Origin of the sequence: Delftia sp. RIT313, from assembly GCF_000632165.1 — a bacterium.
Lineage (GTDB): Bacteria > Pseudomonadota > Gammaproteobacteria > Burkholderiales > Burkholderiaceae_C > Comamonas > Comamonas acidovorans.
The window spans coordinates 1-20,726 of the sequence record NZ_JFYT01000042.1; the positions used below are offsets into that span (position 1 = coordinate 1).

Consider the following 20,726-nt stretch of genomic DNA (forward strand, 5'->3'; position numbering starts at 1 on the left):
GTCCTATTGGACCGCCTGATTTTCGAGAACGACTGAATCAGTCGGAAATCGCGGCCGACAGCTGCTCGATCTGCTCGCTCAGTTCCAGCCAGCGCTCTTCCAGGCTGTCGATCTCGTCGTTGCAGGCCTTGAGGCTGCGGCCCGTCTCGGCCATGTCGGCGGGCGAGATGGGCTGGCTCAGCAGGCCTTCGAGCCGCGTGCGCTCGGCCTGCAGCTGGGGCAGGCGCTTGTCCAACTGCTCCAGTTCCTTCTTGAACGGGCGGGTCTTTTCGGCCATCTGCTGGCGGGCCAGGGCGGCCAGGCGCCGTTGCTCGCGCTGGTCTCCGGCACTGGCGGCCGGCGGCGTGGGCGGGGCAGCGGGAGCCGGGGCCAGCGCAGCAGCCACGGGGGCCTGCACTGCAGGTGCAGCAGCTGCTGCGGGCTCCACCTGCGCTGCCGCCTTGCTGGTGGCCGCAGCCGCCTGTTCGGCCTTGCGGGCCTCTTCGCGCAGGCGGCGGGATTCTTCCAGCAGGTAGCGCTGGTAGTCGTCCAGGTCGCCGTCGAAGGGGCCGACCACGCCACGGCCGACCAGCCAGAAGTCCTCGCAGACCGAGCGCAGCAGCGCGCGGTCGTGGCTGACCAGCATGACGGTGCCGTCGAAGTCGTTGATCGCCATGGCCAGGGCCTCGCGCGTGGCCAGGTCCAGGTGGTTGGTGGGTTCGTCCAGCAGCAGCAGGTTGGGGCGCTGCCAGACGATCATGGCCAGCACCAGGCGGGCCTTTTCGCCGCCGCTCATGCTGCCCACGGCCTGCTTGACCATGTCGCCGCTGAAGTTGAACGTACCCAGGTAGCTGCGCAGATCCTGCTCGCGGGCCTGCGGGCCGGTGGCGCCGGTGTCCCGTGCCAGGCGGATCATGTGCTCCATGGGGTTCTCGCCGGGGCGCAGCACGTCCAGTTCCTGCTGGGCGAAGTAGCCGATGTTCAGGCCCTTGCCTTCGGTCACGGTGCCGGCCAGGGCCTTCATTTCGCGCGCAATGGTCTTGACCAGGGTGGACTTGCCCTGGCCGTTGGCGCCCAGGATGCCGATGCGCTGGCCCGCCAGCACCGAGCGGTTGACGCCGCGCAGGATGGTGGTCGCCTGGCCTTCGTCGTCCAGGTAGCCGAATGCGGCGTCCGTGATCGCCAGCATGGGGTTGGGCAGGTTGGCCGGCGGCTTGAACTCGAAGGTGAAATCGGCGCTGGCCAGCATGGGTGCGACCTTTTCCATGCGCTCGATCTGCTTGACGCGGCTTTGCGCCTGCTTGGCCTTGGAGGCCTTGGCCTTGAAACGGTCGATGAACTTCTGCAGGTGGGCGATCTTGTCCTGCTGGCGCTCGAACGAGGCCTGCTGCAGCAGGATCTGCTGGGCGCGCAGTTCCTCGAACTTGCTGTAGTTGCCGCCATAGCGCGTGACCTGCGCGTTTTCGATGTGCAGCGTGGTGTTGGTGATGGCGTCCAGGAATTCGCGGTCATGGCTGATCACGACCAGGGTGCCGGGGTAGCGCTTGAGCCAGGCTTCCAGCCAGACCAGGGCGTCCAGGTCCAAGTGGTTGGTGGGCTCGTCCAGCAGCAGCAGGTCGGAGGGGCACATCAGCGCGCGCGCCAGCTGCAGGCGCATGCGCCAGCCGCCGGAGAAGCTGTTGACGGGGTGCTCCAGCTCGGAGACCTTGAAGCCCAGACCCAGGATCAGGGCCTGGGCGCGCGGCACGGCATCGTGCGCGCCGGCGTCGGCCAGGTCCACGTGGGCGTGGGCAATGGCCATGCCGTCCTCGCTGGCCTCGGCGGCCGCGAGCTGGGCGTTGAGCTCGCTCAGGCGGGTGTCGCCGTCCAGCACGAACTGGGTGGCCGTCTCCGAGGTCTCGGGCATGTTCTGCGCGACCTGGCCCAGGCGCCATTGCGAAGGGATGGAGAACTCTCCACCGTCCTCGGCCAGGCTGCCGTTGAGCAGGGCGAACAGGCTGGACTTGCCGGCGCCATTGCGTCCGACAAGGCCGACTTTTTCACCGGGGTTGATGGAGACGGAGGTGCTGTCCAGCAGCACGCGGGTGCCGCGGCGCAGGGTAATGTTGCGAAGGCTGATCATGAATGGGCAGGATTATCCCAGCGATTGCGCCAGGACAGGATTGCCGCCCGCCATGCCCGTGCCCGGCCACGGTGCAAAGCCCTGGTACCAGGCCCTAGATCGGCTGTATGCCCACGCGCTGCATCATGGACTGGGTGAACTGGATCTCGCGCTCGAAACCCTTGGCATAGGCGTCGGCGCTGGTGATGGCGACCTTGCCGCCTTCCTGCTCCAGCAAGGCGATGACCCTGGGCTGCCTGAGCACCTCCTCCAGCGCCGTGCGCAGCCGCTGGACGATGGGCTCGGGCGTGGCGGCCGGCACGGACACGCCGCCCCAGGACGTGAGGTTGACGTTGGGCACACCTAGCTCGGCCAGGGTCTGCACCTGGGGCAGCTTGGCATTGCGCTGCGGCCCGGCAATGGCCAGCGGCACCAGCTTGCCCGCCAGCACCTGGGGATAGGCCACGGAAAACAGCGGGGCGCCGAAGGCCACCTGCTGGCCCAGCACGGCATTGACCAGCTCGGACGCGCCCTTGTAGGGCACATGGTTGACCTGAAGGCCCATGCTGGAGGCCAGCATTTCCACGCCCAGGTGCGATGGCGTGCCCACGCCGCCCGAGGCATAGTCCAGCGCGCCGGGTTTGGCCTTGGCGCGAGCGGCCAGGTCGTCCAACGTGCGCATGCCAGAGTCGGCATGCACGACGACCAGGATGTCCGAGCGCGACATGCCCAGCACATGGCGGAAGTCCTTGAACACGTCGTAGCCCGGGCTTTTGTACATGCGCATGGCGGCGGCCATGGGCGAGCCCGAGTACAGCAGGGTGTAGCCGTCCGCTGGCGCCTTGGCCACCTGGCGTGCGCCGATGTTGCCGCCTGCGCCGGCGCGGTTGTCTATCACCACGGGCTGGCCCAGCTGGGCCGACAGCGCCTCGGCCACGATGCGCGCGGCCGTGTCGGGGCTGGTGCCGGCCAGGTAGGGCACCACCCATTTGATGGGGCGCGTGGGCCAGGCGCTGTCGTGTGTGGTGGCTGTGGCGGCTGTGGTGGCCCAGGGCAGGCCTGCGGCAAGCGATGCGGCGCCCGCAGCGCGCAGGAATCGGCGTCGGTCCGGCCTTTGGGATGGATTGTCTTGCATGGCGTTGTCTCCTTGTCTTTTCGCTTCTATGCCGGCCGGCCTCAGGCGCCGGCCCGCTCCAGCAGTTCCTTGGCGATGGTGTTGCGCTGTATCTCGCTGGTGCCCGTGAGCACGCGGTACATGCGCAGCATGCGGAACAGGAATTCCACGCGCCGGCCCTGGACGATGCCTTCGCCGCCATGGATCTGCACGGCGCGGTCGGCAATGCGGAACGCCGTCTCCGAGCAGAACAGCTTGCTCATCGAGGCCTGGGCGCGCGCATCGATGCCGGCGTCGATGGCGCGGGCCGTCTGCACCATCAGTGCGCGCGCCGCCATCCATTCGGTGGCCATGTCGGCCAGCATGTGCTGTATGGATTGGAACTGGGCAATGCTGCGGCCGAATTGCTGGCGCCCCAGCGCATAGTCGCGCGCATCGCGCAGCGCCACCTGGGCCAGGCCCAGCATGGCCGGGCAGTGCAGCAGGCGGTTGACGGTGATGCGGCCCAGCGCCAGGGCCAGGCCCCGGCCCGGCTCGCCGATCAACTGGGCAGCGGGCACGCGGCAGCCGTCGAGCACGATGTCGCCCGTGCTGGACTGCCCGGCCATGGTCTTGTAGCCGCTGACTACCTGCACGCCCGGTGCATGCAGGTCCACGAAGAAGGCGCTGATCTCGCGCTGCGGGCTGCCCTCGGGCGCGGTCGAGGCCATGAGCACAGCCAAGTCGGCGAACGGCGAGCCCGAGATGAAGCGCTTGCGGCCGTGGAGCACGTAGTGGTCGCCTTCGAGCACGGCGCGCGTCTCCAGCGCGCCCGCGTCCGAGCCGGCCGCCGCCTCGGTCAGCGCAAAGCAGATGGATTTCTCGGCGCGTGCCACGGGCAGGATGAACTGCTCCATCTGCAAGGGCGTGGCCTTGCGGATCAGCGCGCCTATGCGCGGCGGGCCGCTGAGTTCGCCCAGCACATGGGGCGCGAAGGGCGAGCCCGTGGCGTAGATGGCCTCCTTGACCAGCACCTGGTCGAGCACGGTCAGGCCGGCGCCGCCCATGGCCTCGGGCAGGGTCATGCCGTAGAAGCCGCGCGCATGCGACAGCTTCCAGACCTGGCGCAGCAGCTCGGTGGAGGCGCTGTTTTCATGGTCCACGCCATGCGCGCGGGCGAGGTCCGCCAGTTCGCCGTGGATGAAGGCGTTGAGCGCGTCGATCAGGCCGGCCGCGCGCTCGGAGCCTTCAAAGGGCATTTCCAGCAGGGCGGCGTTGGCGGCGGGGAGAGTGTCCTTGGCGTTCATCTCAGTTCACCTTGCGGGCGTGGTTGGCCCAGTAGGGCGCCTGCACGGCGCGGCGCATGACCTTGCCGTTGGGGTTCTTGGGCAGTTGCTGTACGAATTCGATGTGGCGCGGGCGCTTGAAGCCGCCCAGGCGCTCGGCGCAGAAGCGGTCCAGCGCGGCGCTGTCGCCGGCCAGGCCGGGCTTGAGCACGATGTGGGCGGCCACGGCCTCGCCCCATTTGTCGTCGGGGATGGCGAACACGCAGGCATCGGCCACCGAGGCATGTTCGTAGAGCACGGACTCCACCTCGGACGGATAGACGTTGAAGCCGCCGCTGATGACCATGTCCTTCTTGCGGTCCACGATGTAGACAAAGCCCTGCTCGTCCATGCGGGCCAGATCGCCCGTGTGGTAGCGGCCGTTCCTGAGCACCTCGGCTGTCAGCTCGGGCGCGCGCCAGTAGCCTGCAAAGATATCGGCGCCGCTGACCACGATTTCGCCGATCTCGCCCTCGGGCACCGGGCGGCCCTCGTCGTCCAGCACCTCGACCAGGGATTCCAGGAAGGGCCGTCCGCAGGAAGCCAGCCGCTCGGGGCGCGATGCACGCGCCTGCAGGTGGTCCTGCACCGTCAGGCCGCAGACGCCGGAGGTGGTCTCGCCCGCACCGTAGCCCTGGGACAGGATGGGGCCGAACACGTCCATGGCCTGCAGGATGCGCGCGGGCGCCATGGGCGCTGCGCCGTAGCCCAGGCGCAGCAGGTCGGGCAGGGGGCGGTAGCGGCCGCCGATCTCGGCCAGCAGCATGTTGATCATGGTGGGCACCATGAAGGTATGGGTCACGCGCCGCGCCTGCATCTCGGCCATGAAGGCGCCCGGCTCGAAGCCCGAGAACAGGTGGATGGTGGCGCCCGTGCACAGCGCCGGCACCATCTGCATGCCCGAGGCGTGCGTGACCGGCCCCACCAGGCCCAGCACGTGGCCGGCCTGCATGCCTTCGCCGCGCATCAGGAATTTGCGCAGCTGGGCCAGGCGGTTGCCGAAGGTCTGCATGGCGGCCTTGAGCACGCCCGAGGAGCCCGAGGTGTAGTGCAGCACGGCCACTTCGTGCTCCTGCACGGCCACGGGCTGGAAGCGGTCGCTGGCGCGGGCGAGCAGGGCCTCGTAGCTTTCGCCGGCGGGGCCGTCCAGCAGCAGCAGGCGCACGTCGGCGGACTGCAGGTGCGGCTTGAAGGCCTCGGCGCGCGCTGCGGTGGTCACGATGACGGCGGCATCGCTGTTGGCTGCGATATCGCCCACTTCGCGCGGCGAAAGGCGTGCGTTGAAGGGCGCCTTGATGAGCCCGGCCTTGTAGCAGGCGATCTCGATCTCCACGATTTCCACGCAGTTGGGCAGGTAGATGCCCACGCGGTCGCCACGGGACAGGCCCAGCGCCGCCAGCGCATTGGCCAGCCGGTTGGAGCGCTGTTCCAGCTCGGCATAGCTGATGCTGCGGGCGGCGCTGGTCACGGCCGGCTGCGCGCCATGGGCCCTGCAACTGCGCGCGACCAGTTCGCCGACATTGAGGATAGGAAGGGAGTGGGAATGGGGATGGCCTGCGGTGGGCCGGGATGTCTCGTGCATGGCATTCCTTGGCTGAAGCCGCGCGTTTTGCGCGGCGTGCCATGCACTGTTCCAGAAGAGGCCTGGAGCGGGGAAATACCGTTTAGTGATTCAGGCGCATCAGAAAAATTGATGTCCAGATCAACCCTTGCGGTATTTGCTGATGGCCCGTGCCCAGACCCCTGCGGTCATGCCGTCATGCCTGCTGCCAGCGTGCCTGCCAGATGCCGGCCGTGATCAATTGCCGGGCCTGTGCCATCAGCGCCTGCTGAACCACCTGCAGTGCCGGGTCGCTGCTGCGGTTGGCCTGTACGGCCAGGAAGTAGCGGCGCAGCAGTTCGGGCGCCGTGACCTGGGCCACGATCCAGCCGTGCTGGATGGCCGTGGGCGCAGCCTTGGCTTCCTCGCGCAGCCAGGCGGGCGCATCGCTCAGCGAGCAGGCGGGCGTGAAGGTGAAGCCTGCGCCGCAGTGGTAGAGCGAGCGGATGACGCGGGCGGAATCGTGTTCGTGGACGATGTTCAGCCGCAGGTCCCGTGCGTCGGCCGCGGCCTCCACGGTCTGGCGGATGGAAAAGCGCCGCGATTGCAGCACCAGCGGCAGTTGGCAGGCGTGGGCAAAGTCCATGTGCGGCAGGCCGCTGTCCGGCGCGGGGCGCAGCAGCGGCGCCACGCTGCCATCGACATCCTGGCCGCAGATGTAGATGGATTCCTCGGCCATGGGCTGCACCTGCATGTCGTGCAGGCTGGCCGTGTCCACAAGAATGGCCAGGTCTGCGCGCCGGTCCAGCATGGCCTTTTGCACCATGAGGCTGAGGTCGTCGAGCACGAAGATGCGTATGCGCGGGTGGCTGTTGCGCAGGCTGGCGATCACGGGGCCGGCCAGCAGGCTGGTCAGCAAAAAGGGCAGGGCGATGGTGACCGAGCCTTCGGGGCCCTGGGGCAGGCGCTGTATGCGCTCGCGCATGGCATCGGCGTCGGACAGCAGCCGGCGTGCGTCCTCGTACAGCTGGGCGCCGGCCGGCGTGGGGGTCACGCCGGCGTGGCTGCGCTCCAGCAACTGGGCGCCCAGCTCGCTTTCCAGCTTTTTGATCTGCGCCGTGAGCGCGGGCTGGGCCACGTACAGCGAGTGCGCGGCGCGCGAGAGGCTGCCCGCCTCCAGCACCGCGATGAAGTAGCGCAGCGCCCGCAGGTCCATCTCAGCCCAGGGGGCGGTAGGTGGGGCGCAGGGCCTCGATGTCGCCCTCGGTCCAGGCGCGCAGCGCCTCCTGGGTGATCAGCAGCACCTGCTCGTCGCCCGAGCTGGTGTCCAGCCAGAACACGGGCAGGTCGGGAAAGGCGGCTTCGAAGAAGTCCTTTTCATTGCCGATTTCCAGCACGACCACGCCTTCCTTGGCCAGACGCGACGGCAGATCCAGCAGCAGGCGGCGGATGAAGTCCATGCCGTCGGCGCCGCCGGCCAGCGCCAGTTCGGGCTCGGCCTGGTATTCAGCGGGCAGGCGCGACATGCTGTCGGCGTTCACATAGGGCGGGTTGCACAGCACCAGGTCCCAGGGGCCGGGCAGGGCGGCCAGTCCGTCGCTCTCCAGCAATTGCACGCGCTCGGCGAGTTCATGGCGGTCCACGTTGATGCGCGCCACGGCCAGCGCGTCGGCCGAGATGTCGGCGCCCGTGACCTCGACCTCGGGCCAGGCCATGGCCGCCAGGCAGGCCAGGCTGCCGTTGCCGGTGCACAGGTCCAGCACGCGGCGCGTGCGGTCGGACAGCCAGCCGTCGATGCTGCCGTCGGCCAGCAGCTCGGCAATGAAGCTGCGCGGCACGATGGCGCGCTCGTCCACGTAGAAGGGCACGCCCTGCAGCCAGGCCTCGCGCGTGAGGTAGGCGGCGGGCTTGCGCGTTCGGATGCGCTCTGCAAAAAGCTCGGCCACTTCGGCCTGCTGCTGGGCACTGACGGCCTGGTCGGCCAGGGATTCGGGCGCGCCGGGCGCCAGTTCGCTGTCCAGCGGCAGGCCCAGCTTCCACAGCGTGAGCCAGGCCGCTTCGTCTTCGGCCGTGGCCGTGCCGTGGCCAAAGGCCACGCCGGCCGCCGTGAGCGCTGCGGCGCCCGAGGCCACGAGGTCGGCGATGGTGCTGCCCGAGATGGCGGGAATATTGGCAGGGGTGGGGGCGGATGTCATCGTCGGCTCCTTGGTCGCGTTCAGATGGCCTGCTGTCGCTGCAGCTCCTGGAGCGTGCGGCGGTAAATGTTCTTGATGGGCTCGATGTCGGCCACCACGATGTGCTCGTCGATCTTGTGGATGCTGGCGTTGGGCGGGCCCACTTCCACGACCTGGCTGCAGATCTGGGCGATGAAGCGGCCGTCGCTGGTGCCGCCCGTGGTGGACAGCTCGGTCTCCAGGCCGGTCTCGGCGCGGATGGCGGCCTGCACGGCATTCACCAGCGTGCCCGGCGTGGTCAGGAAGGGCTGGCCGCCAATGGTCCAGGCCAGCTCGTACTCCAGCCCGTGACGGTCCAGCACGGCGTGCACGCGCTGCTGCAGCGATTCGGCCGTGGACTCGGTGCAGAAGCGGAAGTTGAAGTCGATGGTCACATGGCCGGGGATGACGTTGGATGCGCCCGTGCCGCCATGCATGTTGCTGATCTGCCAGCTGGTGGGCGGGAAGAAGGCATTGCCCTCGTCCCAGCGCGTGGCGGCCAGCTCAGCCAGGGCCGGCAGGGCCTGGTGGATGGGGTTGCGCGCCAGCTGCGGGTAGGCGATGTGGCCCTGGATGCCCTTGACCGTGAGGCGCCCGCTCATGGTGCCCCGGCGGCCGTTCTTGATCATGTCGCCCGTGCGCTCCACCGAGGTGGGCTCGCCGACGATGCACCAGTCCAGGCGCTCGCCGCGCTCGCGCAGCAGCTCGACCACGACCTTGGTGCCGTCCACCGAGGGGCCTTCCTCGTCGCTGGTGAGCAGCAGGGCAATGTCGAAGGAGGGGGCCGGTGTCTCGGCCAGAAATTCCTCTAGCGCCACGACGAAGGCGGCGATGGAGGTCTTCATGTCACTGGCGCCGCGGCCGTACAGCTTGCCGTCGCGGTGCGTGGGCACGAAGGGCGGGCTGCTCCACTGCTCCAGCGGGCCGGTGGGCACCACGTCGGTATGACCGGCAAAGACCAGCACGGGCCGGTCGGCGCCTGTCCCGGAGCGCCGGGCCCAGAGGTTGCGCACGCGAAAGCTGTCGGGGCCGCTGTCGATGCGCTCGCAGGCAAAGCCCATGGGCTGCAGGGCATCGGCCAGGAGTTCAAGGCAGCCGGCGTCTTCGGGAGTGACGGAGGGCAGGCTGATCAGCTGCTCGGTCAGTTGCAGGGTGCGGGACATGGTGGGTGGAATCAAAAAACAAAAAAGTCGGAGGGCCGGCTGCCGCCAGCGTGCTCCGACATTGTGAACGCTGCGGGGCTGGCCGATCAGTTCGGCTTGACTTCCAGCATGATTTCCGTGAACGAGGGCATGTCGTCCTCGCCGGGGGTGGCCAGTTCGGCGAACTGACTGGACGGCGCGGCATGGCTGGCCTTGACCACGTCGTTTTCCAGGCGCCACATCAGGTTGGTGGGCGAATCGGCGAAGGCCAGGGCTTCGGCGCGGTCGATGCGGCCGGAGCGGACCAGCTGCGCCAGCGCCTCTTCAAAGGTCTGCGAGCCTTCGGCCATGGATTTTTCCATGGCCTCCTTGACGCCCGAGAAGTTGCCGCGCTCGATCAGGTCGGCGATCAGCTTGGTGTTGAGCATGACCTCGACGGCCGGCATGCGGCCGCCGTCCACGGTGCGCACCAGGCGCTGGGAGATCACGCCCTTGAGCGCTGCCGACAGCTCGCCCAGCATGGTGGGGCGGATTTCCTCGGGGAAGAAGGACAGGATGCGGTTGAGCGCGTGGTAGCTGTTGTTGGCGTGCAGCGTGGCCAGGCACAGGTGGCCCGACTGCGCAAAGCCCATGGCCGAGGACATGGTCTCGCGGTCGCGGATTTCGCCGATCAGGATCACGTCGGGGGCCTGGCGCAGCGCATTCTTGAGCGCGATCTGCAGCGATGCCGTGTCCGAGCCCACTTCGCGCTGGTTGACGATGGAGCGCTTGTTGCGGAACTGGTATTCGATGGGGTCCTCGATGGTGAGGATGTGGCCCGTGAGCTTTTCGTTGCGCGCATCGATCATCGAGGCCAGCGTCGTGCTCTTGCCCGAGCCCGTGGAGCCCACGACCAGCAGCAGGCCGCGCTTTTGCATGATCAGCTCGCCCAGCACGGGCGGCAGGTTCAGCGTGTCCATGGCCGGAATGTGCTGGGCGATGAAGCGGATCACCACGGCGCAGCTGCCGCGCTGGTGCATGGCGCTGACGCGAAAACGCCCCACGCCGCGCAGCGGCACGCCCATGTTGAGCTCGCCCGTTTCGTCCAGCTCCTGCAGGCGTTCGGCCGGCACGATCTCGGCCAGCAGGCTGCGCGGCGCGTCGGGCGGCAGCAGCTGGTTGTTGATGGGCACGCATTCGCCGTTGATCTTGATCAGCGCCGGCGCGTTGACCGCCAGGTAGACGTCGGACGCCTGCTTCTCGCCCATCAGACGCAAAATCCTCTCCATCGTGCCCATGTTTTCCCCCAAATTCGTGTACTGCCGCTGTTCTTGGATCGTCTGCACGCTCTTGTGACGTGAAACGGGCGTCCGCTGCCTGGTGGCCGGGGACGCCCTCGAGAGTATGCCTTGCTCCATCCCCTGAACAGGGGATGTTTTGGCGCCGCAACCACGCCTTTGGCGCGGTGCGGATGCGGATCAATCGCGCAGCAGGTCGTTCAGGCTCGTGGTGGAGCGGGTCTTGGCATCGACCTTCTTGACGATGATGGCGGCGTACATGCTGTAGCGGCCGTTGTCCTTGGGCAGGTTGCCCGACACCACCACCGAGCCGGCGGGCACGCGGCCATAGCTGGTCTCGCCGGTCGCACGGTCATAGATGGGGGTGGACTGGCCGATGTACACGCCCATGGAGATCACGGAGTTCTCTTCCACGATCACGCCTTCGACGATTTCGGAACGCGCGCCGATGAAGCAGTTGTCCTCGATGATGGTCGGGTTGGCCTGCAGCGGCTCCAGCACGCCGCCCAGGCCCACGCCGCCGGACAGGTGCACGTTCTTGCCGACCTGGGCGCAGGAGCCCACGGTGGCCCAGGTGTCAACCATGGTGCCTTCGTCCACATAGGCGCCGATGTTCACGTAGGAAGGCATCAGGATCGCGCCCTTGGCAACGAAGCTGCCGCGGCGGGCCACGGCCGGGGGCACCACGCGCACGCCGGTGGCGGCGATCTCGGCCTCGGTCATGCCGGCGAACTTGGTGGGGACCTTGTCGAAGAAGTTCAGGTCGCCGGACTGCATCAGCACGTTGTCCTTGAGGCGGAAGGACAGCAGCACGGCCTTCTTGATCCACTGGTGCACGGTCCACTGGCCCACGCCTTCGCGCGTGGCCACGCGCAGCTGGCCGTTGTTCAGGGCTTCGATCACGTGGTCCACGGCCTCGGTCACTTCCTTGGGGGCGGCAGCGGGGGAGAGGCTGGCACGGTTGTCCCAGGCGGTGTCGATGATGGATTGCAGCTGTTGCGTCATATGGCTTTGGTGATCAAAGGGTTTGTGAGGAAAGGGGAGCGCAGGGCTGTCTCAGCGCTGGCGCGATTCTATGAACTGTGCAATGCGCTGGGCGGCTTCCAGGCATTCTGCGGTCTCGGCCACCAGGGCCATGCGCACGCGCCCGGCGCCGGGGTTGCGGCCATTGGCCTCGCGCGCCAGGTAGCTGCCGGGCAGCACGGTCACGCCGGTGGCGGCATACAGCTCGCGTGCAAAGTCGGCGTCGTCCAGGCCCAGCGATTCGGGAATGCCGGCCCACAGGTAGAAGCTTGCGTCGGGCAGGCGCACATCCATCACGCGCGCCAGCACGGGCGTGACCTGGTTGAACTTCTCGCGGTACAGGCGGCGGTTTTCCTCGACATGGGCCTCGTCGCCCCAGGCCGCCACGCTGGCCGTCTGCACCACGGGGCTCATGGCACCGCCGTGGTAGGTGCGGTACAGCAAAAAGGCCTTGATCAGGGCCGCATCGCCCGCCACGAAACCGCTGCGCAGGCCGGGCACATTGCTGCGCTTGGACAGGCTGGTGAACATCAGCAGGTTTTTGTAATCCGTGCGGCCCAAGCGCTGCGCAGCTTCCAGGCCGCCCAGGGGGGCGGTGCCGTCGAAATAGATCTCGCTGTAGCACTCGTCGCTGGCAATCACGAAGCCGTAGCGGTCGGACAGCGCAAACAGCTTTTCCCACTCGGCCAGCGGCATCACGGCGCCCGTGGGGTTGCCGGGCGAGCACACGAAGATCAGCTGGGTCTTTTCCCACACGTCGGCGGGCACGCTGTCCCAGTCCACCGCGAAGTTGCGTGCGGCGTCGCTGGGCGCGTAGTACGGCTGGGCGCCGGCCAGCAGGGTGGCGCCTTCGTAGATTTGATAGAACGGGTTGGGGCAGATCACGCGCGCGCCGTCCTGGCTGGCATCCACCACCACCTGGGTGAAGGCAAACAGTGCCTCGCGCGAGCCGTTGACGGGCAGCACCTGGGTGGCGGCATCCAGGGCAATGCCATAGCGCTGGCGTGCCCACTGGGCGCAGGCCTCGCGCAGCGCGGGCTCGCCCGCCGTGGCGGGGTACTTGGCCAGGCCGCCGAGGTCGGCGCTCAGTGCCTGCTCGATGAACGCCGGCGTGGCATGGCGGGGCTCTCCGATGCCAAGGCTGATGGGGCGCACGCCCGCCGGTGGCTGGACCCCGGCGAACAGTTTGCGAAGACGCTCAAACGGGTAGGGCTGGAGTCGGGAGAGCAGGGGATTCATGGGCTCGCATTATGGATTGATGCGCTTTCGGCATGCCGTTGTCACAGGTGACTGCGGGTCTGCACGCTGGATTTTTTGCATTCTGTTACCTATTCTGGCATGGTCTCGACTGGGGCCATGCCATCTCGTGTGGCGGGGCCTCGTGAACGGTGAATTCCAGATACCAATGACTAGAGAGGCAATCAGCTATGCAGGCAGGCGCTGGCATGGAAAAAGTGGGGAACAGGCATCGTAAGCATACATCCGGCCCCGGGGCTGGCTTCCTTGTATGCGCCGTGTGGGCATTGGCGGGGCCGCCGCTGGCGTTGGTGGCCGGTTCGGCGGGCTTGGGGCCCTGGGTTTGGGGTGCCTTGCTGCTGTGGGCCGGACTGCTGCTGGGCGGCATGCACAGGCTCTGGTCGCGGGTGATCGGCGAGCGCGAATTGCTGCAGCAGGCCATGCAGGGCATCGCCCAGGGCGACCTGAGCCAGCGCGTGACCGTGGAGGCTGCCGCCTCGCAGGAGGGTGCCGGTGCTCTCCAGACGCCCAAGGCGCTGCTGGGAGGCATGGTCACCTCGCTGTCGGGCATGGTGGCCGATGTGCGCAGCAATGCGGCCCTGGTGGCGCAGGCCGGGCAGCAATTGGTGAACGAGCACCAGGCGCTGTCCGATCGCACCGAGCTGCAGGCCACCAACCTGGCCCAGACCGTGGTCAGCGTGGAACAGTTGAGCAGCGCCGTGCAGCACAACGCCGATGTGGTGGGCGTGGTCCATCACCAGGCCAGCGCCGTGCGCGGTGCCGCCGATGAAGGCGTGGTGGCCATGGGCCGCGCCGTGGAGTCGGTGGAGACCATTGAGAACAGTGCCGGGCGCATGCGGGAGATCATCGGCGTGATCGACGGCATTGCTTTCCAGACCAATATCCTCGCGCTCAATGCCGCCGTTGAGGCCGCACGGGCTGGCGAGCAGGGCCGGGGCTTTGCCGTGGTGGCCAGCGAGGTGCGCTCCCTGGCCGGCCGCTCGGCGGAGGCGGCGCGCGAGATTCGCCACCTGATTGGCGATGCGCTGACCCAGGTGGAGCACAGCACCGAGTTGATCCGCACGGCCGGGCGTGGCATGGAGCGCGTGACCGAAGGCATCCGCCAGGTGGCCGAGCACATGGGCGAGCTCTCGCAATCGACCGGCAGCCAGAGCACGGGCCTGGCCGAGATCAGCCGCGCCGTGCACCAGATCGACGAGATCACCCAGCACAACGCGCAGATGGTGGGCCACGCGCTGGACCAGGCACGCGCGCTGCAGCAGCGCGCGCAGATGCTGTCAGGGGCGGTGTCGCGCTTTCGGCTGCAGCAGGGCACGGCGGAGGAGGCCGTGGCCCTGGTCGAGTCGGCCCTGGGCCTGGCGCGGCGCGGCGTGGCCACCGAGGCACTGCTGGCCGCCGTGAACGACCCCGGCCAGCCCTTCCATGACCGCGATATGTACGTGTTCGCCCTGGCCGCCGACGGCAGCTACCGCGCCTTTGGCGGCAACCCTGCGCGTGTGGGCGTGCGCGTGCAGGAGCTGCCAGGCGTACGGGGTGAGCAGCTGCTGGCCGACATCATTGCCCAGGCCGAGCGCGGCCCAGGCTGGGTGGAGTACGACTTCAGAAACCCTGCCACGCAACAGGTACAGACCAAGATGTCCTTCGTCTGCAAGCATGGCGGGCTGTACTGGGGTTGCGGGGTCTACAAGAGCCTGGCGCTGGCTGCGTAGGCGGGTCTCGCTGCCCGCCCGCATCCACTCAATGCCCGTTGGGCGTTGAGGCGCCACCCGCACGCTGGGCGCGTGCGCGGGCCAGGATGGCTGCGATGGTGGCTTGCTTGCTGTCGGTCGCCAGTGGGGGCGCCGGGCAGGGCGTGGAAGGGCTGGCGTCGTCGGCCATTTCCTGCTCACCCAATGCAAGAGGCATCTGCGCCCGGGCGGCACCCAGGCGTTCGCGCTCCTGTTCACGCTCTCGGCGCAGCACATAGCGCTGTCGCGCATGCTCGGCCTGCTGGGGGCTCCAGGCAGACCAGCCTGTGGCCGGGCCGCTGGCATTGTGCAGTTCGATGCAATCGACCGGGCACACGGGAATGCAGAGTTCGCAGCCCGTGCAGTGGGCGGCGATCACCGTATGCATGAACTTGTTGGCGCCCAGGATGGCATCCGTGGGGCAGGCCTTGATGCACAGGGTGCAACCGATGCACCATGCCTCGTCGATCACGGCCACGGTGCGCGGGGCTTCCGTGCCGTGCTCGGCGCTCAGTGGGACAGCGGGCCGGCCCGTCAGTGCAGCCAGCCTCTCCACTCCCGCAGCGCCCCCGGGGGGGCACTGGTTGATGCCGGCCTCGCCCGAGGCCACGGCCTGGGCATAGCTGGCGCAGTCGGGGTAGCCGCAACGCGTGCACTGCGTCTGCGGCAGCGCCGCGTCTATGCGTGCTGCCAGATCGTCGCGGGCAAGGATTGCGAAGGCGGACATGGCGTGCCGGGCTTGCTCGGTGCTCAGCCTGCCTGCACCTTGGCACCGCGCTTGCGCGGCTGCTCGGTGGCCGAGGGCGCGTCATCGCTCAGGCTGCTGGTGTGACCTGCCGCGCTGGCGGCCGTGGCGCTTTCGGGCTGGTGGGCACTGATGAATTCGCGCACCTGCGGGTAGACGATCTCTCTCCAGCGCCTGCCGCTGAAAATCCCATAGTGTCCGGCGCCCGGCACTTCAAGGTGCTTACGCTGCTCTGCCGCGATGCCCGTGCACAGATCGTGCGCTGCACGCGTCTGGCCCGAGCCGGAGATGTCGTCCAGCTCGCCTTCGACGGTCAGCAGGGCGCTGCCCTTGATGTCCTGCGGGCGCACCAGCTCGGCCTGGCCTTCGGGCGAACGCACTTCCCAGGTGCCATGGACCAGCTTGTAGTCCTGGAACACCGTGGCGATGGTCTCAAGGTAGTAGTCGGCATCCATGTCGAGCACGGCGTTGTACTCGTCATAGAACTTGCGATGGTGCTCGGCGCTGGCGTCGTCACCCTTGATCAGGTCCTTGAAGTAGTCGTAGTGGCTATTGGCGTGGCGGTCCGGATTCATGGCCACGAAGCCCGAGTACTGCAGGAAGCCCGGGTACACGCGGCGGCCTACGCCCGGATAGCCTTCGGGCACGCGGTAGATCACGTTGTTCTCGAACCACTCGAAGCTGCGGTTCTGCGCCAGGTTGTTCACCGAGGTCGGCGAGCGGCGCGCATCGATGGGGCCGCCCATCATGGTCATGGACAGCGGAGGCGTCTCGCCACGGCTGGCCATCAGCGACACGGCAGCCAGCACCGGCACCGTGGGCTGGCACACGCTGACCACGTGGCACTGGCCGTACTTGCCCTGCAGGTAGCGGATGAACTCCTGCACATAGTTCACGTAGTCGTCGAGGTGGAACTCGCCATCGGCCAGGGGCACCAGGCGGGCGTTCTTCCAGTCGGTGATGTAGACCTTGTGGCCGCCCAGCATGCTTTGCACCGTATCGCGCAGCAGCGTGGCGTAGTGGCCCGACAGCGGCGCCACGATCAGCACCACGGGCTGGCTCAGCATGGTCTGCAGCGTATCGGTGTCGTCGGAGAAGCGCTTGAAGCGGCGCAGCTCGCAAAACGGCTTGTCCACTTCGACGCGCTCGCGGATGGTCACGTCAACGCCGCCCACATCCACACTGTGCAGGTTGAATTCGGGCTTCTCGTAATCCTTGCCAAGGCGGTAGAACAGATCGAACCCGGCGGCCATGCGCTGGGACATCGGACCTTGGCTCAGCAACGAGTGGGGGTTGCTGTAGAGCTTGGCTGCAGCTTGCGCGAAATCGGCAAAGGGCTCGACCATGGCGCGCTGGATTTCGTAGAGCTGATAGAGCATGGATACAAGGGGTTGTTTGGATATGTTGCAGTGCAATATATCAGCAGCAAGCTAAGAAAATTGGTAGTAAAACCCCTTTGATGCTGTCGCGTAAGTGATAGTTTTTACCGATAGGCCTGGGCGAGCGGCCGCCTCAGCCCTGGCCATCCTGCAATGCAGTCCCCCGCGCTAGGCGGCAAGCGCCGCCTCGGCCGGTTTGGTGCGCGCAAGCCGCATCACCTCTGAAGGCGGCAATTGCTTGAGCTGGTGATTGCTCCACACCTGGCGCCAGCGGCGCGCCCCCGCCAGCCCGTTGCGCAACCCCAACATATGCCGCGCGATGGAGTACCAGTGCGTGCCATGCGTGCGCGCCTCGCGCTCCATATACGCCACCATCTGCTCCTCGATGGACTCGCGCGTGTGCTCCACGCTCGCATCGCCGTAGTAAAGCGCATCCCACGAGGCCAGCCACCAGGGGTTGTGATAGGCCTCGCGGCCCACCATCACGCCATCGACCTGCTGCAGAAGCTCTTGCACCGTGGCATCGGCCTTGATGCCGCCGTTGATGGCAATGGTCAGTTCCGGAAAATCCTGCTTGAGCCGGGCCACGATCTCGTAGCGCAGCGGCGGGATCTCGCGATTTTCCTTGGGCGACAGGCCCTTGAGCCAGGCATTGCGGGCATGCACGATGAACACGCGGCAGCCCGCATCCGCCACCGTGCCCACGAAATCGCGCACGAACTCGTAGCTCTCATCCTTGTCGATGCCAATGCGGTGCTTCACCGTGACGGGCACATCCACCACATCCACCATCGCCTTCACGCAATCGGCCACCAGCGGGGCCTCATTCATCAGGCAGGCGCCAAACGCGCCGCGCTGTACTCGCTCGCTGGGGCAGCCGCAATTGAGGTTGATCTCGTCATACCCCCACTGCGCCCCCAGCCGCGCGGCCTGCGCCAGATCGGAAGGCTCGCTGCCACCGAGCTGCAGTGCCACCGGGTGTTCCTCGGCCTCGAAACGCAGATGCCGCGGCACATCACCGTGCAGCAGAGCGCCCGTCGTCACCATCTCTGTGTAGAGCAAGGTGTGGCGGCTCAGAAGTCGGTGCAGGTAGCGGCAATGTTTGTCGGTCCAGTCCATCATGGGCGCAACGGACATGCGCCACATGCTGGCAGGTGCTTGATTTTCTACGTTTGTCATTGATCTGATTGGGTTTTTTGCTCTGGCGTCGTTGCCGGACTCTTCGCCATCCAACCCCGTTTTTGCTGATTTTCTCGCTGGCTTTGCCACATCCTTCACCTGTAACAAAACAGATGGGAGCATCACTTCACGCAAGCGCGCACACGGCTTGCTTGCTCGCTTGCCTGCACCGCACAGATCCGGCTGATGGAGAACGGCACGTTCGTCCACCGCGAAAGCCAGACCTACCGTCGGAAAGTGCTGGCCAACGAGTGGCTGCGCAGGCGCGAGTACGAAATTGACCAGGAGCGCGCTTCCTGCCAGGCTGTGCACAAGAAAATTTCAGTGGGGGAGCCACTGCGGGATTATGTCAGTGCGGCCGAAAACGTGACTGAGTGGGGCCGTAGCAAAAAGGCCGACATCGCGCGCCTGCAGGCCTCTGGTCGGGCCGACCTACAGGCCACCAAGCTCACGGTGCAGGATCTGATGGGCTACACCAAGAAGCGGCGCACGGAAGGCGAGGCCGGCCCGGCCACCGTGCTCAATGACATGGTGTGGCTGCGCCAGGTCTTCCTGCATGCTTCGGCCGCGCGCGGCGTCGATGTGCCGCTGCAGGTGCTGGACCGTGCCAAGTCCGGGCTGCTGCGAACGCGTGTGATCGCCAAGCCGGCTCAGCGCTCGCGCCGGCTGCTGCCCGAGGAAGAGGCCAGGCTGCTGGAGCACTTCGCCAGCCGCGACGGCCGGGCATCATCCACGGGAAGGGGGACCGCAGGAAGGCCGACGACCACTACAGCGCCTGGGGCTGCGCCGCCTGCCATTCCTGGCTGGACCAAGGGCCTGCGCCCGCCGCGCGCAAGGAAACCACGTTCATGGCCGCGCATCTGCGCCAGGTCCTGGCATGGCGCGCGCTGGCCTACGCCCCGAACATCGATGCCCGCGACCGAGCCGCTGTGCTGTGGGCGCTGGGCCTGTTCAACGCCACGCCGATTCTGGATTTTTGAAAGAGGACCATCTTGGAAACCAAGGCCGCGCACACGAACCGCGACGACACGCAAAAGAAGAAGGTGGCACCGCTTGAGCTGCATGGACTGGCTGGCTGGCCAGCTGGAGGGCTGGCACGAGGAGGGGGCGCGACACAACAACCCGCGCCCCGCGGGCGTCATCCGCCCGGGCAGTGGCACCGACGTGCTGCTGCGGTTTCTACGCCAGGCACCCGGGCGCTGGTTTTTCCATTCCGAGCTGGTCCTGGCCCTGGGCCGCAGCAAGGGGGAGATCGATTGGGCGCTGCAGTACCTGGTGCGCGAGTGCCAGGTGGAAAGCCGGCTCACGGAGCTGCCGGCGCGCAAGCCAGTGCATCGCTACAGACAGAGAGAAGGATCGACAACATGACCACGACAACGGAACGCCAGCCCCAGGCGGGCGACATCTACGCATGCTGGGAGGCCGCCAGTTAGGTAGTACGCTAAAAGTTGATAGTTTTCAACAAATGAAACAAAACTATCATTTGTTAATTTTTGTTAACTTATCCCTATTTTGTATCTGATGATCATGCCGCTTGGGTGTGCACAGGGGGTTGCATGCTCGCTTGAAAACTTAGGGGCATGACGCCCCGTCGCGGAGATCATCAAATGGTAGGACTTGGTAAGCGTAGCGTTGCTTCGCTGGTTCTGAGCGTAGCGGTGTGTGGATCGGCATGGGGGCAGATGGTCATGCCGCCGGGGAGCAGCATTGATCTTGCTGGAGGCTCTTTCCAGCTTCCTTGCACGGCGGTCATCATGCAGGGCGAGTTGACTTTGGGTACGGGGAGTTTTGACACCGGCTCGTTCGCTTTCGACTCAGGGGCCACGGTTACTGGGACGGGGGGGCAATTGAACGTCAGTGGAGACCTTACGAGCACCGTCCCCTTGAATCTTGGGGCCAGCAGCGTAGTCCTGTCGGACAGCTGTGCGCCCGGTTCTGTCCTTCAGCTGAGTGGCAACATCGTCGTGAAAGATCTCACGCTGATCAGCACCACAGCCACCCCGCCCACCGTCGTCCTGCCGGCGGGCACCAACCTGACGGTTCTTGGAACGCTGACCCTGGGAACTCCTGGTCGGCCGGTCGTGCTGACTTCGTCTGGCCCTGGCACTGCCGTCGTCACGATGGGGCCTGGCGCCACGCTGTCGAATCCCAGCGGTAGCGCCGTACCTGGAAATGTGCAGATCGGGGCACCGGTGGTGACTTCTCCGGCAAGCATTCCCACGCTCAGTACCTATGGGCTGATGTTGATGAGCTTGATGCTTGGTGGCTTGGCTCTTCTTCGCCAACGCCGCGGCCGCACATCCTCCTGAATTGTTCATCCCTTCCCGGCATCCTGGGCCACAGGTTTGGTACAGGGTGCTCAAGTGCTTTTATCCCAACCGCAGTTGAACCATGTTCCGTAAAGAAACCACCATACCTTCTCGCCTGATTTTTGCTTTGTGTCTGAGCGCTGGCTTCCTCGCGCCTGTAGCGCACGCTGCTGATGTCAGCATCACCATGCCTCCAGGCGGCAATTTCATTATCAAAAATTCGGCGGGGGCCGAGCGCCTGCGTGTACAGAACACAGGTGAAGTGGTGGTTCCGGCTTTGCCGGCCGATACGGCCACTGGCAGTCAGCTGCTGTGTGTCGATGGCGTGACGGGACAACTGGTGCATTGCGCTCCAGGCATTGGCGCAGGAGCCACGGGTGCGACGGGGGCAACAGGACCCACGGGCGCCACAGGGGCTGTCGGTCCCGTAGGTCCGA

General features: G+C 66.8%; 16 protein-coding genes. 3 read left to right on the forward strand and 13 right to left on the reverse strand.

From position 1 onward, the window contains the following. Positions 1-37 precede the first annotated feature (37 nt). The 10 genes from BW39_RS11240 to dapC form a co-directional block, all read right to left on the reverse strand. Positions 38-2,101 (reverse strand): ABC-F family ATP-binding cassette domain-containing protein, encoded by a 2,064-nt coding sequence (locus BW39_RS11240; RefSeq protein ID WP_043821772.1) that lies wholly within the window; start codon positions 2,099-2,101, stop codon positions 38-40. Positions 2,102-2,195: 94 nt separating this feature from the next. After that, a complete protein-coding gene (locus BW39_RS11245; protein ID WP_013802547.1) occupies positions 2,196-3,215 on the reverse strand; it encodes a tripartite tricarboxylate transporter substrate binding protein in 1,020 nt (339 codons plus the stop codon). A gap of 41 nt (positions 3,216-3,256) precedes the next feature. Next, positions 3,257-4,480, reverse strand: coding sequence for an acyl-CoA dehydrogenase family protein (locus BW39_RS11250; RefSeq protein ID WP_043821773.1), 1,224 nt, complete (start codon positions 4,478-4,480; stop codon positions 3,257-3,259). A gap of 1 nt (position 4,481) precedes the next feature. Further along, positions 4,482-6,080, reverse strand: a complete 1,599-nt coding sequence (locus BW39_RS11255; protein WP_043821774.1) for an AMP-binding protein — start codon at positions 6,078-6,080, stop codon at positions 4,482-4,484. A gap of 175 nt (positions 6,081-6,255) precedes the next feature. Next, entirely contained in the window at positions 6,256-7,254 is a 999-nt protein-coding gene (locus BW39_RS11260) for a LysR family transcriptional regulator (RefSeq protein ID WP_043821775.1), read from the reverse strand. Position 7,255: 1 nt separating this feature from the next. Then, complete coding sequence (gene prmB / locus BW39_RS11265; protein ID WP_013802545.1) at positions 7,256-8,233, reverse strand: 50S ribosomal protein L3 N(5)-glutamine methyltransferase; 978 nt, start codon at positions 8,231-8,233, stop codon at positions 7,256-7,258. A gap of 20 nt (positions 8,234-8,253) precedes the next feature. After that, entirely contained in the window at positions 8,254-9,414 is a 1,161-nt protein-coding gene (dapE, locus tag BW39_RS11270) for a succinyl-diaminopimelate desuccinylase (RefSeq protein ID WP_043821776.1), read from the reverse strand. 86 nt (positions 9,415-9,500) lie between these two features. Continuing rightward, a complete protein-coding gene (locus BW39_RS11275) occupies positions 9,501-10,670 on the reverse strand; it encodes a PilT/PilU family type 4a pilus ATPase (protein WP_012205449.1) in 1,170 nt (389 codons plus the stop codon). 180 nt (positions 10,671-10,850) lie between these two features. Next, positions 10,851-11,675: a 2,3,4,5-tetrahydropyridine-2,6-dicarboxylate N-succinyltransferase gene (gene dapD / locus BW39_RS11280; protein ID WP_012205450.1), complete on the reverse strand. Its 825-nt coding sequence runs from the start codon at positions 11,673-11,675 to the stop codon at positions 10,851-10,853. A gap of 51 nt (positions 11,676-11,726) precedes the next feature. After that, a complete protein-coding gene (dapC, locus tag BW39_RS11285) occupies positions 11,727-12,932 on the reverse strand; it encodes a succinyldiaminopimelate transaminase (RefSeq protein ID WP_043821777.1) in 1,206 nt (401 codons plus the stop codon). A gap of 188 nt (positions 12,933-13,120) precedes the next feature. Between dapC and BW39_RS11290 the strand changes: the two genes are divergently transcribed. After that, positions 13,121-14,659 carry a methyl-accepting chemotaxis protein gene (locus tag BW39_RS11290; protein WP_043821778.1) on the forward strand — a complete coding sequence of 513 codons (1,539 nt, stop codon included), beginning with the start codon at positions 13,121-13,123 and terminating at the stop codon, positions 14,657-14,659. Between the two features lie 28 nt (positions 14,660-14,687). On the opposite strand, the gene rsxB is transcribed toward BW39_RS11290, so the two are convergent. From rsxB to dusA, 3 genes are all read right to left on the reverse strand, one after another. Beyond that, positions 14,688-15,404: an electron transport complex subunit RsxB gene (gene rsxB / locus BW39_RS11295; protein WP_043821779.1), complete on the reverse strand. Its 717-nt coding sequence runs from the start codon at positions 15,402-15,404 to the stop codon at positions 14,688-14,690. 23 nt (positions 15,405-15,427) lie between these two features. Next, positions 15,428-16,801 carry a polyhydroxyalkanoate depolymerase gene (locus BW39_RS11300; protein ID WP_043821780.1) on the reverse strand — a complete coding sequence of 458 codons (1,374 nt, stop codon included), beginning with the start codon at positions 16,799-16,801 and terminating at the stop codon, positions 15,428-15,430. 168 nt (positions 16,802-16,969) lie between these two features. Continuing rightward, positions 16,970-17,980 (reverse strand): tRNA dihydrouridine(20/20a) synthase DusA, encoded by a 1,011-nt coding sequence (gene dusA / locus BW39_RS11305; RefSeq protein WP_081816183.1) that lies wholly within the window; start codon positions 17,978-17,980, stop codon positions 16,970-16,972. 186 nt (positions 17,981-18,166) lie between these two features. Between dusA and BW39_RS31950 the strand changes: the two genes are divergently transcribed. Both BW39_RS31950 and BW39_RS11320 read left to right on the forward strand, forming a co-directional pair. Then, on the forward strand, positions 18,167-19,348 hold the full coding sequence (locus BW39_RS31950; protein WP_235264193.1) for a hypothetical protein: 1,182 nt from the start codon (positions 18,167-18,169) through the stop codon (positions 19,346-19,348). A 212-nt stretch (positions 19,349-19,560) separates the two neighbouring features. Then, the gene (locus BW39_RS11320) at positions 19,561-20,289 is read left to right on the forward strand and encodes an IPTL-CTERM sorting domain-containing protein (protein ID WP_235264194.1); all 729 of its coding nucleotides are present in this window, start codon (positions 19,561-19,563) and stop codon (positions 20,287-20,289) included. Positions 20,290-20,726: the final 437 nt, after the last annotated feature.